12 protein-coding genes are annotated in these 16,931 nt (G+C 64.9%); 6 read left to right on the forward strand and 6 right to left on the reverse strand.

Annotation, left to right across the window (positions count from 1 at the left end; translation table 11 throughout):
• Positions 1–37 precede the first annotated feature (37 nt).
• Positions 38–1,390, reverse strand: coding sequence for a hypothetical protein (locus AB4089_RS01815; RefSeq protein ID WP_441407610.1), 1,353 nt, complete (start codon positions 1,388–1,390; stop codon positions 38–40).
• Positions 1,391–1,754: 364 nt separating this feature from the next.
• Between AB4089_RS01815 and AB4089_RS01820 the strand changes: the two genes are divergently transcribed.
• Entirely contained in the window at positions 1,755–3,029 is a 1,275-nt protein-coding gene (locus AB4089_RS01820; protein WP_441407611.1) for an ATP-grasp fold amidoligase family protein, read from the forward strand.
• A 207-nt stretch (positions 3,030–3,236) separates the two neighbouring features.
• A complete protein-coding gene (locus AB4089_RS01825) occupies positions 3,237–4,583 on the forward strand; it encodes a UDP-glucose dehydrogenase family protein (RefSeq protein WP_441407612.1) in 1,347 nt (448 codons plus the stop codon).
• Positions 4,584–4,715: 132 nt separating this feature from the next.
• Here the strand turns inward: AB4089_RS01825 and AB4089_RS01830 are convergent, their stop codons facing one another.
• From AB4089_RS01830 to AB4089_RS01850, 5 genes are all read right to left on the reverse strand, one after another.
• Positions 4,716–5,588 carry a glycosyl hydrolase gene (locus AB4089_RS01830; RefSeq protein ID WP_441407613.1) on the reverse strand — a complete coding sequence of 291 codons (873 nt, stop codon included), beginning with the start codon at positions 5,586–5,588 and terminating at the stop codon, positions 4,716–4,718.
• A gap of 260 nt (positions 5,589–5,848) precedes the next feature.
• Positions 5,849–6,571 (reverse strand): glycosyl hydrolase, encoded by a 723-nt coding sequence (locus AB4089_RS01835; RefSeq protein ID WP_441407614.1) that lies wholly within the window; start codon positions 6,569–6,571, stop codon positions 5,849–5,851.
• 393 nt (positions 6,572–6,964) lie between these two features.
• On the reverse strand, positions 6,965–8,110 hold the full coding sequence (gene wecB / locus AB4089_RS01840) for a non-hydrolyzing UDP-N-acetylglucosamine 2-epimerase (protein ID WP_441407615.1): 1,146 nt from the start codon (positions 8,108–8,110) through the stop codon (positions 6,965–6,967).
• A gap of 54 nt (positions 8,111–8,164) precedes the next feature.
• Positions 8,165–8,479, reverse strand: a complete 315-nt coding sequence (locus tag AB4089_RS01845) for a hypothetical protein (protein WP_441407616.1) — start codon at positions 8,477–8,479, stop codon at positions 8,165–8,167.
• 76 nt (positions 8,480–8,555) lie between these two features.
• The gene (locus tag AB4089_RS01850; RefSeq protein WP_441407617.1) at positions 8,556–9,131 is read right to left on the reverse strand and encodes a YdcF family protein; all 576 of its coding nucleotides are present in this window, start codon (positions 9,129–9,131) and stop codon (positions 8,556–8,558) included.
• 210 nt (positions 9,132–9,341) lie between these two features.
• On the opposite strand from AB4089_RS01850, the gene AB4089_RS01855 reads away from it, so the two are divergent.
• The 4 genes from AB4089_RS01855 (at position 9,342) to AB4089_RS01870 (ending at position 16,908) form a co-directional block, all read left to right on the forward strand.
• On the forward strand, positions 9,342–12,350 hold the full coding sequence (locus tag AB4089_RS01855; protein ID WP_441407618.1) for a hypothetical protein: 3,009 nt from the start codon (positions 9,342–9,344) through the stop codon (positions 12,348–12,350).
• A 152-nt stretch (positions 12,351–12,502) separates the two neighbouring features.
• Positions 12,503–13,543, forward strand: coding sequence for a thiamine-phosphate kinase (gene thiL / locus AB4089_RS01860; RefSeq protein WP_441407683.1), 1,041 nt, complete (start codon positions 12,503–12,505; stop codon positions 13,541–13,543).
• A gap of 22 nt (positions 13,544–13,565) precedes the next feature.
• Complete coding sequence (locus AB4089_RS01865; protein ID WP_441407684.1) at positions 13,566–14,666, forward strand: DAK2 domain-containing protein; 1,101 nt, start codon at positions 13,566–13,568, stop codon at positions 14,664–14,666.
• On the forward strand, positions 14,656–16,908 hold the full coding sequence (locus AB4089_RS01870; protein WP_441407619.1) for an ATP-dependent DNA helicase RecG: 2,253 nt from the start codon (positions 14,656–14,658) through the stop codon (positions 16,906–16,908). Before AB4089_RS01865 ends, AB4089_RS01870 begins: the two co-directional genes overlap by 11 nt.
• Positions 16,909–16,931 lie beyond the last annotated feature (23 nt).

The following is a 16,931-nucleotide window of genomic DNA, read 5'->3' on the forward strand; positions in this document are numbered from 1 at the left end:
CGACAGATTGAACCTGCCGGGGTCTTCGGCTTCATGGCTAGTCGGTGCCTGGAATCCGGGGCGGCCGTACGAGGAACCGTTCGATTGACTGTGCGATGACAAAGTCAGGACGGACGTCCCTGACGTATTCCATGTCGACAGTATTCTCCCACTTGAAGTGGTACTCGCTGAATAGCCTGGCGAACCACCAGCTCAACCGGGTGGGGCTTGTAACACTACCGAAGAATGAGTTGCCAAAGACCACCACTTTCTTCTTGATCGGCGCGCTCTGGTTAGTCCAGATGTTGTGAGAACCCACGAAATTTCCCGGGCTGTGGGAGAATACAAGTTCGATCTCTGGATCCCCCAACGTTCCAGGGGCAGGAATATGCTGTTTGTCCCAGAGCGGGATATCGAAGAACTTTGGGGCCAGATCGCCGTTGCGGTAGATGGTTCCCGTCAGTTCGACTCTATCAAGGATGGCTGGATCGCAGCCCGGGAGCCGATCCAGAAGCAGGCGTGTCATTGCCAACGTGCCGGCCGGCGAACAGTGGGTGTCGTTCCGCTGCCAGGCTTCTAGGTCATCGGACCAGTCCTCGAACATGCTCAGGAAACTCAGGTAGTTGGGTTCATTTTCCATGAGTTCATCGAGGCGACGGTACAACGGAGTCGGGCCGGTTACTGCCAGAGGTGCGAGGTGCCGCAGGGCAGTCAATTTCTCAGGGATGACGACCTGAAGGAACGGGATTCCCAGATCGTCCAGGACGGCGCTGTTGGCGCGGATCGCCGAGGCCCACATCGCGGCCCTCTTTTCCAGTAGTTCCGCCTCCGCTGCGTCTTTGGGCCCCCTGTACTGGTCGCGCAGCGCGTTGCTGCCGCCCGTGAGGAAGAGGTGGCCATCCTTGCCAATCTGTCCGACGTCGTCACTGGACCGCAACCCGACCGGAAACCCAAGATAAGAGAGTTCGCCGGCCTCCGACGACGCCCTCACTTCCGCGAAGTGCTTTGACAGAGTGCGTTCTTTGACCTCCAGGGCCTCAAGGATCACCTCTCGTGATCCCCTGACATTGGCGGCCGCGGTCCGGACGAAATCTGCCAGCAAGTGGTGGTAGGCGCTGCCACCCAGCGGAATGAAACTCCTTACACCTTCGGCCGCCGCGGCTACTTGGTGGGCGTTGGCCAAGACGTTCTGACTCTGGAGAGGTGTCTCAAGAGTCAGGGTGAAGGACCTGTTGGCCAACCCCAGGGCAGAACGGACATCCGCGCGCTCGGCGCCGAAGACAGTTGTTCCAGTTTGTTTGCCATCGAGATCGAGCCAGAGATCCGGGTCTTCTCCGTCCTCTCCGACTTGAACCCAGCCAGTGAGCGACAGCTTGTCCGGTGAGATTGAATCGACGTAGCCTTTGAGCATTTTTCCTCATCACTGTTTTTCAGGATTCGATTGTTCCACACCAACGGTGGGCCACCGGCCTGGCGACGGGCGCTCCAGCCGCGGCCAGTGTGCCGCTAACATGCTGGGGCGCCACGGCGCGCCTGAGTGCCTGCCAGGCGCGCGCACAACACGTCCGCCGTCAGCGTAGGATATGCGTTGAGATCACGCCGATAGTCTGATGGGTCAATTCCGTCCAGTACTCTGCTCGGATGCTCCGCCACCGCCGCATCGCAGGGAGATCCTGATGACCGCACCCAGCGCAGAGTGCTGGTTGACACTCCTCCGAACGGCGGTCGGCTGCACACTGTCCGCCTGCGCACGAAAGTAAGAGAAGGAACTGCACATGGACGGGATTTCGTTCCTGGGTCTGATGCGCCGAAGGTTTAATCAGCGAAATGATCCTGGATTGGATCCTGTGCCGTGGGAACTTGATGACAAGGAAACGGCGTACAGGTACGTGGAGCAGGCCGGATATGCCGTCCCCCGGTATGTGCGGACGAGCAGCGCGGCCGAGGCATTGGCAGCAGGGGAACAGTTCGGGGACCGGTTCGTCATCAAACAGCCGAACCGCCATTCGGCTTCCGGCGTCTACGTACTTGAGAAGCTCGGCGAGGGCACCTACCTCGACCTCCTGAGGATGAAGGTCTTGGCTGCTGCCGATATCAAGGCAGTGGGTGACACGCCCGAATACTGGCTCGCGGAGGAATGCATTCCGTCACTGCCGGCGGGCAAGCCCGTTCCGTTGGACTACAAGGTCTACGCCTTCCGGGGACAAATCAGCCACATCACCCAGATCGACCGGAATGTCTTCCCGCCACGGGTTGCCCTGTTCGACGGAGCATTTATCCCACTCGAGCTGGGGAGGGACTATTCGATTGACGAGAATCGATGGTTGACTGAGCAGCACGTCCTCCCACGATTCGCGGGGGCCATCCTGGAAATGGCGTCAACGCTGTCCCAGAGCCTCGACACGCGTTTTGTTAAGGTGGATTGTTACGACGGGCCTGACGGTCCCGTCTTCGGAGAGTTCACCTTCGCCTCCGGCGGTGATGACACGGGCATGCTCCGGTACAGCGAACGCATCATTCGAGCCCTCGATGCCGCTATGCTGACCGGCCGTGTTGCAGCCTTGTCCGGGTTCGACATCGACCTCAACAAGTTCCGGGAGGATCTGTCCCGAAACGCGACGTTGGTGGCCGACGAGCACCTCCTGACGAGGCTCTCCGGCGGTGCGTCGCAGGGCGACGCCCGCTATGCACAACTTTTGCCTGCTTTGCTTTCGCAGGATTCAACAAGGGCCGTGTTTAGCTTGGCGGCTTACGTTATCGGTCACCTCAGCGGCGATGGCAGGCAGGCATTTAACATCCAAGCGGCTCTCCGTCGCGGCGGCAGGCATATATATGGAACGCACCGGCTGGCTGAGTTCGAGGAAGCCGCGATCGCCTTCCACGATGAGCGGGCAGCAGGAAATCCATGGCACGCCGCGCGGGCCGCGGAAGTCCGTTTGGCCTCGGGTGACCAGTCGGCACTGGAAACTCTAAGGGCCCTCGCAAGTGGCGGTTACGAACACGCTCGGCTTGTTGTGGCCCGCCATACGGCCGCGCACGCGACAGCATAGACCGAAACGCTAAACCCATCACATTGAACCGAGACACCGAACTGGAGTGCCTCCGTCTGCGGCGTTTCGCAGAGCCCATGTTTGTGACATTGATCACCGGTAGAGTCGCGACGAGACCCTTCCTGCGTGATGACGATATAGTGGTCGCGTTTGGTCGCGCCATCTGCGACCAAGACAACGACATTTACTGCAGCTACTGGGGGACTAGTGACACTTCGACTAACCGTTATCGGTACGGGATACCTCGGCGCGACCCATGCGGCATGCATGGCTGAACTGGGATTCGAAGTCCTGGGCGTCGACGTTGACAAGGAAAAGATCGACAGCCTCAGCCGGGGCGAATTGCCCATCCACGAGCCCGGCCTGCCGGAGCTTCTGCGCAAGCACACGGAATCCGGCCGTCTGCGCTTCACCACCTCGTTCGAAGAAGCCGGCGCGTTCGGTGACGTCCACTTTATCGCCGTAGGCACCCCGCAGCGCGCCGGAGAGCACGCTGCGGACATGACTTACGTTGACGCATCCGTGACGGCGATCGCCCGCGCTGCCACGAAGGACTCCCTGATCGTCGGCAAGTCCACCGTTCCTGTCGGTTCCGCACGTCGTCTCAAGGGCCTCGTGGCCGAAGAATCGCGCGACGGCGTAACGGTCAACTTCGCGTGGAACCCCGAGTTCCTGCGCGAGGGCTTCGCCGTGGAAGACACTCTGCGGCCGGACCGCCTGGTCATCGGAACCGACTCCGAAGCTGCCGAGGCCACGCTGCGCGAAGTCTACGCCGACGCCATTAGCCGCGAGACCCCTTTCATCTCCACGGACTTTGAGACAGCGGAATTGGTCAAGGTGGCCGCAAACGCCTTCCTCGCGACCAAGATCTCCTTCATCAACGCATTCTCCGAGGTCACGGAGACAGTTGGCGGCAATATCCGCACGCTGGCTGATGCCATTGGCCTCGACGCCCGGATCGGCCGCCGCTTCCTCAACGCCGGCATCGGCTTCGGCGGTGGCTGCCTGCCCAAGGACATCCGCGCGCTCCAGGCACGGGTCTCCGAACTCGGCCTGGACAGCACCATGCGCTTCCTGAACGAAGTCGACGAAGTCAACCTCCGCCGTCGTGACCGTGCGGTCCACGTTGCCGAGACGCTGCTGGGCAACGTGGAGGGCAAGCGGATTGCCGTGCTGGGCGTGGCGTTCAAGCCCAACAGCGACGACGTCCGCGACTCACCGGCGCTGGATGTAGCAGCCAGGCTCTTCAACAGCGGAGCCGACGTCAGCGTCTATGACCCCGCGGCCAACGCCAACGCCGCCAAGCGGTACCCGCGGCTAAACTACGTGGACTCCCTGGCCACGGCCGTGGCGGACGCCGACCTGGTCATGCTCTTGACCGAGTGGCCCGAATTCGTGACTGTTGATCCCGTGGAGCTGGCGGCAGCGGTTTCGCACAGGCGCATGTTTGACGGCCGCAACGTCCTGGACCACGAAAAGTGGAACACTGCAGGCTGGGATATCGTTTCGCTCGGCCACAAGAGCGAACTGCTGGAGCTTGCCGCAGCTAACTAGTGCGACTGTAGCCACCCAGACGAAGACTAAGCCCGGTCGAATGAATCCGTTTTCATTCGACCGGGCTTAGTCTTTTCCCTGCTGGTAGGCGATGTGGAGGGTCCGCAACCTCTGCGGAGGCTCTTTAGCGCGTCACAGAGACGCGTAGAGCCTGCCGGTGGTGGTTAGGGAGCCGTTCGTGTGGAACAGGGCTGAGCAGCCCATTTTCGGGTCCCCAGCGGGCCTGGTTTTCCACGCAAATCGCTCCACGAAAGGCATCGCACGCAGGCCGGCGACTGTGGCGCGCATGAAGTCTTCAGTCTGGGACCGGGAGTAAATGCTGGGCCGGGTCGATGTGGCGTTCCAGTCGGCCACTGCGTACTCAGTCACCCAGACCGGCTTGCCGTACCGCTCATGCAGTTCCGTCACCTTGCTGAGGAAGTCGTCCGCCTTGGGCCAGGCATAGCGATGCATGGTCATAAAATCGACCCGCAGCCCCTTCTGCTTGGCCTTCGCCATGAACTCCGCAAGCCAAGGGCTCGCCGTACCMGCAGGCGCCGGGGATCCGAGCCTCAGCCCGGTCGCCTGAAGTTTGGGCCACAGGCGGATGGCCTCATCCACGGACATGTTGGCTTGGGATCGGTTGTCGGGCTCGTTAAAGCCCAGGAGGTGCTTGGTCTTCGTTTGGGTCAGTTGACGCGTGACCCAGCCGATGGCGTCCTGCTCCAGCAGGGTCCTTGCGCTCTTGACCATGGGGACAAAAGGTGGGTTGGTGGTGACGTTGTAGTGCGATCCCCAGGTGTAGTGCCAATCCAGCTTGAGGCTCTTGATTTGCTGAAGCGCCAGGGCGTCTTTCCCGCCCCACCCAAACCCCTTGAGCGTGTCAGCGGGCAGAGTGACGGCCGGGACAGTCGGGATTCCAGCCGGGGCCGTGGCTGCCTGTGCCGTTCCGGCGTTGGAGGCCAGCAGGGCACCCGGCGCAGCCATTGCGGCCAAGGGGATGGTGAGAAACTTACGGCGTTCCATGAGTTCCTTTCGAGGAAGGTTTGGCGGAGGTCCACGGCTGGTGCAGTGACAGGAAGGCCAGCAGCGGGTGCGTCACGGTGGATTTTGCTCACGCAGCGGCGGCGTCGACCGGTGACTGCTCTGGCCCGTGTGGTCCCTGCTTCAGTTGTGGCTGGTGTCAACCTAGCACGGGAAATGCTCAGGAAAGTCGCGGTTTTACACAGCAAATACGCAGGTTTCCGTCCGCCCTGGGGCGGCCCTCTGCGCAGGGGAGAAAGATGCTAAAGGGACCGGTAGAGCTCGCCCGTGGGGGAAAGAGCCCCGTTGCTCCGGAACAGGGCGGAGGCTCCCATAATGGGATCGTCATGGGCCCGTGTTTTCCAGGCAAAGCGCTCCACGAAGGGCATTTCCCGGAGCCCGGCGACGCTCTCACTCATGAACGCCAGAATTTCCTTTTCCGTGTACCGGGTGGGCGACTTTGCGGTGGCCTTCCAGTCGGCGACGGCGAATTCGGTGATCCAAACTGGTTTCCCGTAGCGTTCATGCAGTTTCTGCACCGTTTTGAGGAACGAGTCTGCGCGGGGCCCCGCATAGTGATGCATTGTGACGAAGTCCACTCGCAGGTCCTTGGCGGCGGCGCCATCCATGAACTTTTTGAGCCAATCGCCGAGGGCCTGAACAGGCGACGGAGACCCGAGCCTGAGACCGGAACGTTCCAGTTGGGGCCACAGCTTTAGGGCGGCGTTGGCAGACATATCCGCCTGGCCCTCATGGTCGGGTTCGTTGAAGCCGAGGAGATATTTAGCCCCCGTCCACGGCACTTCAGACCGCACTTGCTCAACGCCTTTCCGCTCCAAGGATCCCCGCCCCCAGATCATCGGCACAAATTCAGCGGTATGGGTCGAAGCTGGCCGGAGGGGCGGATAACCCGGTCCCCAATTGTAAAACCAGTCCAAGTCCAGGGAATTTAGCTCCTCGAAGCCGAATCCGTCGAACCGCGGCATCCCCATGCCCTTGCCGGCATATCCGGGCCGGGGCCGACGGGTTATTGGTGTGGACGGCGTCGGTGTGGAAGTAGTTGGTGCGGACGGCGTTGGTGTGGACGGAGCTACGCTCGGGGTTGACGGCGGTTGGGGCCCCGGGAGCGTATTCGGGGTGCACGCTGCCAAGGCGGCGGCGCCGACGGCGAGGGGGACAGTGAGAAAGGTCCTGCGGTCCATGTGCACCCCCTGGCATCGTGGCGGAATCCGGTCAGAATCCAAGGAAGCCAGAGCTGCAGGAGGAGAACGCAATTCCATCAACCCGCATCCTTGCCCGCTGAACACTCATTCTTCCACGAATGATCGACCAGGTTCGACTCGCCGTCCGAGATCCGGACCCGGTGCGGCCGGCGGCCGCTACGCCCCGCTGAACTCCGCGGTCCGGTAGCCGACGCCGAGTAACTCCTCGATCGCTGCCACCGTCCGTGCGGCGGCCTTGCCATCGCCGTAGGGGTTCACGGCGTTGGCCATGGCGGCAAAATGCGCGGAATCGTGCAGGAGACGGGTCACCTCGGTGACAATGCGCTCCTCGTCCGTGCCGATCAGCTTCACGGTGCCGGCGTCGAGGGCCTCGGGCCGCTCCGTGTTGTCCCGCATCACCAGGACTGGCTTGCCGAGGCTGGGGGCTTCCTCCTGCACTCCGCCGGAGTCCGTCAGGACGATGTGGGCCCGGGACAGCATCCGGGTGAATTCGCCGTAGGCCAGCGGCTCCGTCACCAGCACATTGGCCTTGCCCTCCAGCGCGGGAAGCACGGCCTCGCGCACTACCGGATTCTTGTGGACGGGGAGGAGGACCACGAGGTCCGGTTCGGCGTCGGCGATCCGGGCCAGCGCCCGCCCCACGCTGCGCATTGATTCGCCCTGGTTTTCGCGCCGGTGCGTGGTGACCAGCAGGATCCGGCGGCCGCTGGCGTCCAGTTCCTCCAGCCGCGGATCCGTAAAGGGGAGTTGCTTGTCCACCGTGGTGAGGAGTGCATCAATAACGGTGTTGCCGGTCACCACGATGTCCTCGGCGCTGATGCCTTCCCGCAGCAGGTTTTCCCTGCTCGTGGAGGTGGGCGCCAGGTGCAGGCGGGTGATCTGGCTCGTGATCTTGCGGTTGGCTTCCTCGGGGAAGGGCGAGAGCAGGTCACCGCTACGAAGCCCTGCCTCGACGTGCACCACCGGGATGCCGTGGTAGAACGCCGCGATGGCTGCGGCCGTGGAGGTAGTCGTGTCGCCCTGGACGACGACGGCGTCTGGACGGGTGGTGGCGAACAGCTTTTCCAACCCGTCGATGGTCCGCGTCATAATAGCCGACAGCGACTGCCCCTGTTGCAGGATGTTCAGGTCGTGGTCGGGAGCAATGCCGAACAGCTCGTTGACCTGATCCAGCATTTCGCGGTGCTGGCCCGTGACCGTCACGATGCAGCGGAATAGTGGAGACTCCTGCAACGCGCTGACGATCGGCGCCATCTTGATGGCCTCCGGCCTGGTTCCGAAAATCGGCATGATGCTGTGCATGGATGTTCCTGTTCCCCAAGGGTGTGCGAGCGGTTGGAATGGTTATTGGCGGATTCAGCCGAACAGCAGGGCCAGCAGGATGACCGGCACCGCGATGGCGACAAAGACTACGGCCAGGAGGGCCACCCGCCGTTTGCGCCGGTTCATGTGGTCACGGACGAGCTGCTGGGCTTCTTTGTCCTGTTTGGCGTCCTGGTTGGCGGTTTCCTCGTCTGCAGGAGCGGGCTGAGGCGGTGGAACGGAGACCGGGATCGGTTCCGCGCCCGGCACCAAAAAGGTGTCCGGGATCTCCGTGTGCATGCGCCGCCTGCGCAGGTGCCGGGGGGCGGCAACCAACGGGGGAGCGCCGTGGGGAGAGTGTTCCAGCATGTCCTCCTCGCCTCAGTCAGATGCCTGAACCGGCTGACCAGTTCAATCGGATGAGGTTCAATTGTTACATTTCCGCTCACTGATTCGCGCATTCCGGCCTGAGGGAAACGTCCAAGAGGCCCCCCGTTTCGATCACAAACCGCCGTATCCATTGGCCCGCGTCAAGGTCCGGATGTGAGGCAACCATCTGTACATCCGCGCCCGTGCACTGTTTGATTAGCCGGCCTGCGCGGGTGACGTGGTAGCTCGAGGTCACAACCGTGACAGACCTCCAGCCGTTGGCCTTGATCAAGCGGGAGATGGCCTGGGCCTCGCCCCGTGTGTCCATGTCCGGGGGGCGGAAGCAGATGACGCTGGGGTTCGGAAAGGCTGTGGAATTGCACGCCTCATCCGCCGCACGGTTGCCGAACGTATCCGTGTGCGAGATCACCAAAACCGGGATGTTGTATTCAGCCTGGATCTGGCGGGCCACCGGAAGGCGTTCGCTGGCTGCGCCGCCCAGCATGATGACGGCGTCGGTCCGGTGGACGCTGAGCGGATCCACGTTGACGAAGAGTTGAACGGCAATGACCAGGTACAGCATGAGGCCACCGACGGCGAAGGCAAGCACCCTGCGGGTGGCGGTATTCACCGCGGTGACTGAAGGAGGCACGGCTAAGAGTTTGGCACGCGGTTTTCGGGTGGCGAAATGATGCGCAGATCCTGCGCAAGAACTTACTAAGAAAAATGCGTGATGCAGTTGTGATTACAGGGATCAAAGTTAGTGGGGTGACAGACGTGAATTGGCGTTTATGCTATAGGCACCTTCCGTCGCTCCCACCGCCAGGTCACCACCTGAGGTCCCACCCCTAAGCGAGCAATCTTGCGAAAACTGAACATAGCGGCAACCGTGATTGCCGCCGTGATGCTGGCAGCAGCCTTGCCTCAAGCCGCTGGGGCCGCCGTGCAGATACCGGCCGCCGCGGCGTCGGCGGTACCGGCGTCGACCGCTGCGCTTTCCTCAGTCACTGCGTCGGTGGGCGCTTTTCCGGCGGTGTCGGACCCGAGTCCCCAGGGACAGGCGGTGGATGACTTTGTCCGGCCCGAGCCGCCGGCCAACCGGGCGAAGGCGGAATACACCTACGTCAGCGCTCCGCTGGCGGGCACCTTGAAAACCACCCTGGTGACCGTGCAGCTTGCCGACAAGTCGGCCGCCGAAACGGACGCGGCAGTTCCGATCGCTGCGGCGAAGGCTTCGCTCAGCGCCGCCAACCGCTACTGGGCCTACGCCACGGCCGGCCGGGTGGACATTGCGCTGACGTCCTCACGTCAGCTGCACAAGTCGGCCGCCACGTCCAAGCAATCACCGTCGCAGATCGTGGACATCGTTTCCCAGGAGCTGGGCTGGACGCAGAGTTCCTACACTGCGTTGGTTATCTTCATCCCGGGTTCGTACCTCACAAACGGTGCCGCGGGCATGACGTACAGCAACGGCAACATTGGCGGCCGCATTTTGATGCCGCAGGACAGCAGGCTCTCAACTCCTGTGCTGACGCATGAGTTCGGGCACGCCTTGGGCATGGATCACGCCAACAGCCTGCTGTGTGGCAGCGGGGCCATGGACGTGGCCTCCGGCCCCTTCGCCGGTTTCGCGGATCCCACCTGCAGCATCAAGACCTACGGCGACAACCTGGACCTCATGGGGATCTCGCACTGGGACATCATGCCAGAAATCAGTGCCAGCTTCTGGGAAATGGGGCGGTTCGGCAACGGCAATGAGATCGCCAACTTGGGCACTGTGTCTGCCCCCCGGACGGTAAGCCTCAAGCCGTGGGCAGGAACCGGTGCCAACCGGGCCGCGAAATTCACGGACCCGAAATCAGGGGAAGTCTATTTCCTCGAGCTCCGCGCGCCCGTGGGCTATGACGCCGTGGTTGCCCAGGCCGGGAACCGCGGGGTGAAGATCACCCAGCAGGGCGGAGGCAATTCCTCGATCCTGCTGCCGCCCGATACCCGCGCATCCGCCTTCAACGGTTACTACAGCAACACGCAGGCCTGGCAGGCCGGACAGACATTTGTCACGCACGCCGGCACCAAGGTGAGCATCGACGCGGTCAGCGACACCGCGGCCACCGTGACCATCCGTCCGCCCGGGGCCCCCGCCAAGGGCTCTTTCGACAGTGCCACGCTCGCCATCACCTCTTCCGGTGCCAACCTGAACGTCCGCGGATGGTCGGTGGATCCGGCGTCGACGTCCACCTCCACCCAGGCGCACGTTTACATCACGGCCCCCGACGGGAGCACAAAAGGCTATCCCTTCAATGCTGACAAGCCGCGCGCCGACGTCAACACGGCACTGGGCATCAGCGGAAACCACGGTTTCCAGGAATCGATCCCCGTCAAGGTGCCAGGCACATACCAGGCCTGTGCCTATGCCATCGGCACCTTTGACAACACATCCCTGGGCTGCCGGACCCTCACTCTGGCCGGCACTCCCGCGCCCGAGGGATCCCTGGACGAGGTCAGCACCGCAATGGTGTCCGGCAGCCCGTCCATCAAGCTCCGGGGCTGGGCCCTTGACCGGGGCAATGCCAGCGCCTCCATCCCGGTCCACGTCTACGTGACCACTCCTTCGGGAACAACCACCGGCCAGGCGTTCACCGCCAACGTGCAGCGCCCGGACGTCAACAAGGCCCTGGGGGTGAGCGGGACGCACGGCTTTGCGATCTCCGTCCCGGCTGTTGAGACCGGCACGTATCGGGTCTGCGCCTATGCCATTCCGGTCGCTCCGCTAGCCGCGGGCAACACCACCCTGGGCTGCCGGAACGTCCCCGTGGCCGTCAGCGACCCGCCGACCGGCTACCTGGATTCCGTATCCTTCATCAACTCCGGTTCGTCGGCCCGGTTGGACGTAGCAGGCTGGTCCTACGATTCGGGCGTCCCGTCGGCGTCCATTCCCATTCAGCTGTATGTCACGTCCCCGGACGGCAGCACAAATGTGGTGAAGACCACGGCCAATGCCGCCAGGAGCGATGTCAACGCCGCCATGGGGATCGGCGGATCACACGGCTACGCAGCGTCCATCAACGTCACGAAGGCGGGGACGTACCGCGTCTGCGCCTACGGGATCGCGGTGGCCAACCTTACCAAGGGCAACGGCATGCTGGGATGCAGCAACGCCACAGCGGTGGCCGCCGCGGCGCCGGTCGGCTACTTGGATTCCATCGTCGTGGAGACCAAAACGCCGTCCGCGGTGATCACGGCAGCCGGCTGGAGCTACGAACCCGGCACGCCGGCGGCCTCCAACACAGTCCACATCTACGTCACGGGCCCCGACGGCAAGACCAAGGGCTACCCCTTCACCGCGAACGGGATACGGCCGGATGTCAATACCGCTTTCTCGCTGACAGGCAAGCACGGGTTCCAGAACAGCATTCCCATCACACTCTCTGGCAAGTACCACGTGTGCGCGTACGGCATTTCGGTCAGCCCGCTCAGTGCAGGCAACACCCTGCTTGGCTGCCGGGATGTGGTGGCGCAGCCTGCCGCTCCGGTCCGGGGCTACCTCGACACCGTCCGCCTGGCCGGAACGAGTACCAGCAAGTCCGTCATCGCGACCGGCTGGGCCATGGACCCCGGATTCACCAGCCGGAGTGTCCCGGTGCGCATTACCGTAAAGTCCCCGGGCTCGATCTCCACGAGCTACAGCTTTACGGCCAACGTCTCCCGGCCGGATGTGAACCGCGCACTGAACGTGACAGGAAACCACGGATACCGGGCCACCATGCCCGTCAAGGCCCGCGGCAAGTACACGATCTGTGTCTCGAGCGCCGGAACGGGCGTCCTGCGCACCGGCGTGTCCGGCCTCGGCTGCCAGTCCCTCACCTACTAACGGAACGGATGCATGCCGAAAGGCTCCCGCGAGCCTGCCGGCCCGGCTGTGTCGGCCCCTCGCGGTAGCGTAGGGCTGTGCCCGATACTCCTGTGCCCGAAACCCCTGTGCCCGAAACCCCGCGTCCCCAATCCCCGACGGCGGACACCGCCTTGACCGTTGCGGAACTCTCGGAGTCCCAGCTGCTGGAGCGCATCTTCCCGCGCCTCASGGCCGTGGAWCCCGCCWTCTCSGAGTCCACCGGCGCGWCGGAGCCGGMGGCGTACCTGCTGCTGGGGCCGGGGGACGACGCCGCCATTGTCGCCGCGCCGGACGGTAGGACCGTGGTGAGCATTGACACCCAGGTGGTGGACCAGGACTTCCGGCTCGAATGGAACAACGGCTACCGGACCACCGGGTACGACGTCGGCTGGAAGGCCGCCGCCCAAAACCTCAGTGACATCAATGCCATGGGAGCCCGGGCCACGTCCCTGGTGGTGAGCCTGACCATGCCGCCGGAAACCCCCGTCTCCTGGGTGGAAGATTTCGCCGACGGCCTCATGGCCGGAATCAGGGGGCTGGGTGCGGAAGCCTGCGCGGTGGCCGGGGGAGACCTGGGCCGCGGCCGCGAACTGGCCGTCAGTGTGGCGATCCTGGGGACCCTTGACGGCGGGGAAGCCGTGCTCCGGTCCGGAGCCCGGCCCGGCGACACACTGGCCCTGGCAGGAACAGTGGGCCGGGCCGCCGCCGGGCTGGCGCTGCTGGAATCCGACATCCCGGTGGGGGACCTGACCGCCGGCCAGCGCTCCCTCATGGACACCCAATGCAAGCCGCAGCCGCCGCTCGCGGCCGGACCCCTGGCGCGTGAAGCCGGCGCAACGGCCATGATGGACATCTCGGACGGACTGGTCCGGGACGGAAACCGCCTGGCCGCCGCCAGCCACGCAATGCTGAACCTGGACGCCGCCGCCCTCAAGGAGTTGGCCGTTGCGCTGCTGCCTGCGTCGGAGTTGCTGGGAGCAGACCCGCTGTCCTGGGTCCTCGGCGGCGGCGAAGACCACGGGCTGCTGGCCACATTCCCCCAGGAGGTTCAGCTCCCTCCCGGTTTCACTGCGATAGGCTCGGTAGAGGCCCCTGCACCAACCGAAAGCACGGGAGTAACGATCGCGGGCAGGCCCGCTGACGCTGTGGGATGGGATCACTTTGCAGACTAAGATTGCCGCCAACGCGCAAGCGATGAAGCGGTGGTTGGGCAAGGCGGAGACAACGCTCGGGAACCACAGCGACCGCCTCAACGCCATCAACATCTTTCCCGTGGCAGACGGTGACACCGGCACAAACCTCTACCTCACCGTCCGTGCAGCGGCCCACGCCGCGGACGCCGTCGTCGAAGGTGGCGCAGCCCCGACGTCGGCCTCGGCCACTGCCCAGTCCCACCACGCGGCACCGGACCCGTCCCTGCATGACGTTGGCGCCGTCCTGGCGCGGGCCGGCCAGGTTGCCATGGAGCAGGCCCGCGGCAACTCGGGAACCCTGTTCGCAGTGTTCCTCTGCGCCGCCGCCGAACCCCTGGCCGGGCACACCCGGATCAGCTCACCCCTGCTGGCTGCGGCCCTGAACCGGGCCCAGATCCGGGCCTGGTCCGCGCTGAGTGATCCGGTGCCCGGCACCATGCTTTCCGTCATGGAGGCGGCCGCCCGGGCGGCGGCCGCCGTGGATTCCGCGCACGACGGCGATGACAGCAACCAGACCCTGGGCCTGGCCCTAGATGCCGCCGTCGAGGCGGCCCTGGCCGCCGTGGTGCGCACCGAAGAGCAGCTCGATGCCCTGCAGGCCGCCCACGTGGTGGACGCCGGCGGCGTGGGCATGCTGCTGATCCTGGACTGCCTCCGCTCCGCTGTGCTGGGCGAGGAACTCCAGAGCGAGCTGCTGGACGGACTGCACGGCTATGACGTCCAGGATCCGCATATCCACGTCGGCATGCCGCGGGACGAGGGCGTCGAAGTCATGTGCACCATTTCCCTGTCCCCGCTGGACGCGGCCATGATGCGCCAACGGCTCGACGAAATGGGCGACTCGGTGATCATGAGCCAGGTCGGCGGCGGCGCGGATGAAGCCGGGCTCTACCGCTGGCGCGTCCACGTCCACGTCCTGGATGCGGACCTCGCCGTCGCGCTGATCCGTTCCCTGGGCGAGCCCACGGACATTTCTGTGAGCGAGCTCGCAGTGCCGCGCGACCCGGAGGCGCCGGCCGCCACAGTTGCCGCCACCGTTGACGCTGCAGTTGGTCCTGCGAGTGCCGCCGAAACCCGAAACCCCGACGGATATGCACGCTGAACTTGAACTGGGTCTGGAGCGCCGCATCGGCAAGCGCTCCGCGGCTGTCATCGAAAAACATCTTGGCATCACCACTGTCGGCGGGCTCCTGAACTATTTTCCCCGCCGCTACCTCAGCCGCGGCGAGCTCACGCCCATCAGGGAGGTCCCGCTGGATGAGGAAGTGACCCTGATCGCCCGGGTGGTTTCCAACAGCACCCGTTCCATGCGCGCCCGGCGGGGCTCGCTCACCGACGTCGTGATCTCCGACGACGCCGGCGGTGCCGCTTCCACGCGGGCCGCCGGCGCACCGCCGGGCACGCTCAAGGTCAGCTTTTTCAACGGGTTCCGGGCAAAGGCCGAGCTGCAGCCGGGCCGGCGCGCCATGTTTTCCGGCAAGGTCACCCGCTACGGCGGATCGCTCGGCCTGACCAACCCGGATTTCCTGCTGCTCGACGAGGACCCCGACACTCCCGGCATGGATCCGGAGAAGCTCGCCGCCATGCCGATCCCGGTGTACCCGGCCACGGCGAAACTGACCAGCTGGTCCATCCAGAAGGTCATCTCGACGCTGCTGGACACCGTCGAGCTGGAGGCCCTTGGAGACCCGCTGCCCGCCGAAGTGGCGGCGCGGGAGAAGTTCCTGCCGGTCGCGGACGCCTACCGGCTGATCCACGCCCCGCAAACCCCGGCGGACTTCCAGCGCGCCCGCGACCGGTTCCGCTACCAGGAGGCCCTGGTGCTGCAGGCGGCCCTGGCGCGGCGCCGCGCCCAACTGGCCGCCGAGGAGGCAACGGCCCGCCGCCCGGCAGCGGACGGGCTGCTGCCCGTCTTCGACCGCCAGCTGCCGTTCACCCTGACCGCCGGCCAGGCCGCCGTCGGCAAGACGCTCTCCGACGAGCTCGCCCAGGACTCGCCGATGAACCGGCTGCTCCAGGGCGAGGTGGGCTCCGGCAAGACGATCGTGGCGCTGCGCGCCATGCTGCAGGTGGTGGACGCCGGGGGACAGGCTGCCCTGCTGGCCCCCACGGAAGTCCTCGCGGCCCAGCACTATGAATCCATCCGGCGCACGCTCGGACCGCTCTCCCGGGACGGGCTGCTCGGCGGGTTCGGCGGGGACGCCGTCCAGGTCACGCTGCTCACCGGCTCCATGCCCACCGCGGCGCGGAAGCAGGCCATGCTGGACGCGGCCTCCGGGACGGCGGGAATCGTGATCGGCACGCACGCCCTGCTCAGCGAGAACGTCTCCTTCTACGACCTCGGGCTGATCGTGGTGGACGAACAGCACCGCTTCGGCGTGGAGCAGCGCGACGCCCTCCGGGCCAAGGCGAGCAAACCGCCGCACCTGCTGGTCATGACCGCCACCCCGATTCCCCGGACCGTGGCCATGACCGTTTTCGGGGACCTCGAAACCTCGGTCCTGGACGAACTTCCCGCCGGCCGCGCCCCGATCTCCACCCACGTGGTGGGGCTCGCGGAACACCCGGGGTGGGCCACCCGCATCTGGTCCCGTTCGCGGGAGGAGATCGACGCCGGCCACCAGGTCTACGTGGTCTGCCCCAAGATCGGCACGGACGACGACGGCGACTTCAGCCCGGGCGAGGCCGAACCGTCCGCCGCGGACCTGGAAGGCGAGAACGGAGCGCGGGAACTCGCCTCCGTCACCGGCGTCGTGGACCACCTCCGGGACGAGCCGGCGCTTGCGGGGGTGATCGTGGCGCCGCTGCACGGCAGGCAGGACCCGGTGCTGAAGTCCGAGACCATGGCCTCCTTCACGGCCAACCAGACCAAGCTGCTGGTCTCCACCACGGTCATTGAAGTCGGAGTGGACGTGCACAACGCCACGCTCATGGTGATCCTGGACGCGGACCGTTTTGGCATCTCCCAGCTCCACCAGCTGCGCGGCCGGGTGGGCCGCGGCGGGCTGCCCGGGACCTGCCTGCTGGTCACCACGCTGGAGCCGGGTCATCCGAGCCGGCGCCGCCTCGACGCCGTAGCTGCGACCACGGACGGCTTCGAACTGTCCCAGGAGGACCTCAAGCTCCGCAGGGAGGGCGACATCCTGGGCGCCTCGCAGTCCGGCGGCCGGTCCACGCTGAAGCTGCTGCGCGTGCTCGAACACGAGGACGTGATCGCGCGGGCCCGGCAGGACGCCCAGCGGATCGTGGCGGCCGATCCGTCGCTGGCGGCACAGCCCCGGCTCGCCGCGGCAATTGACGAATACTTGAACCCCGAGAAGGAGGCGTTCCTTGAACGCGGCTAGGACCACGAGCCAGGCAAAGACGT

This window comes from Arthrobacter sp. 2MCAF15, assembly GCF_052115605.1.
GTDB lineage: Bacteria > Actinomycetota > Actinomycetes > Actinomycetales > Micrococcaceae > Arthrobacter.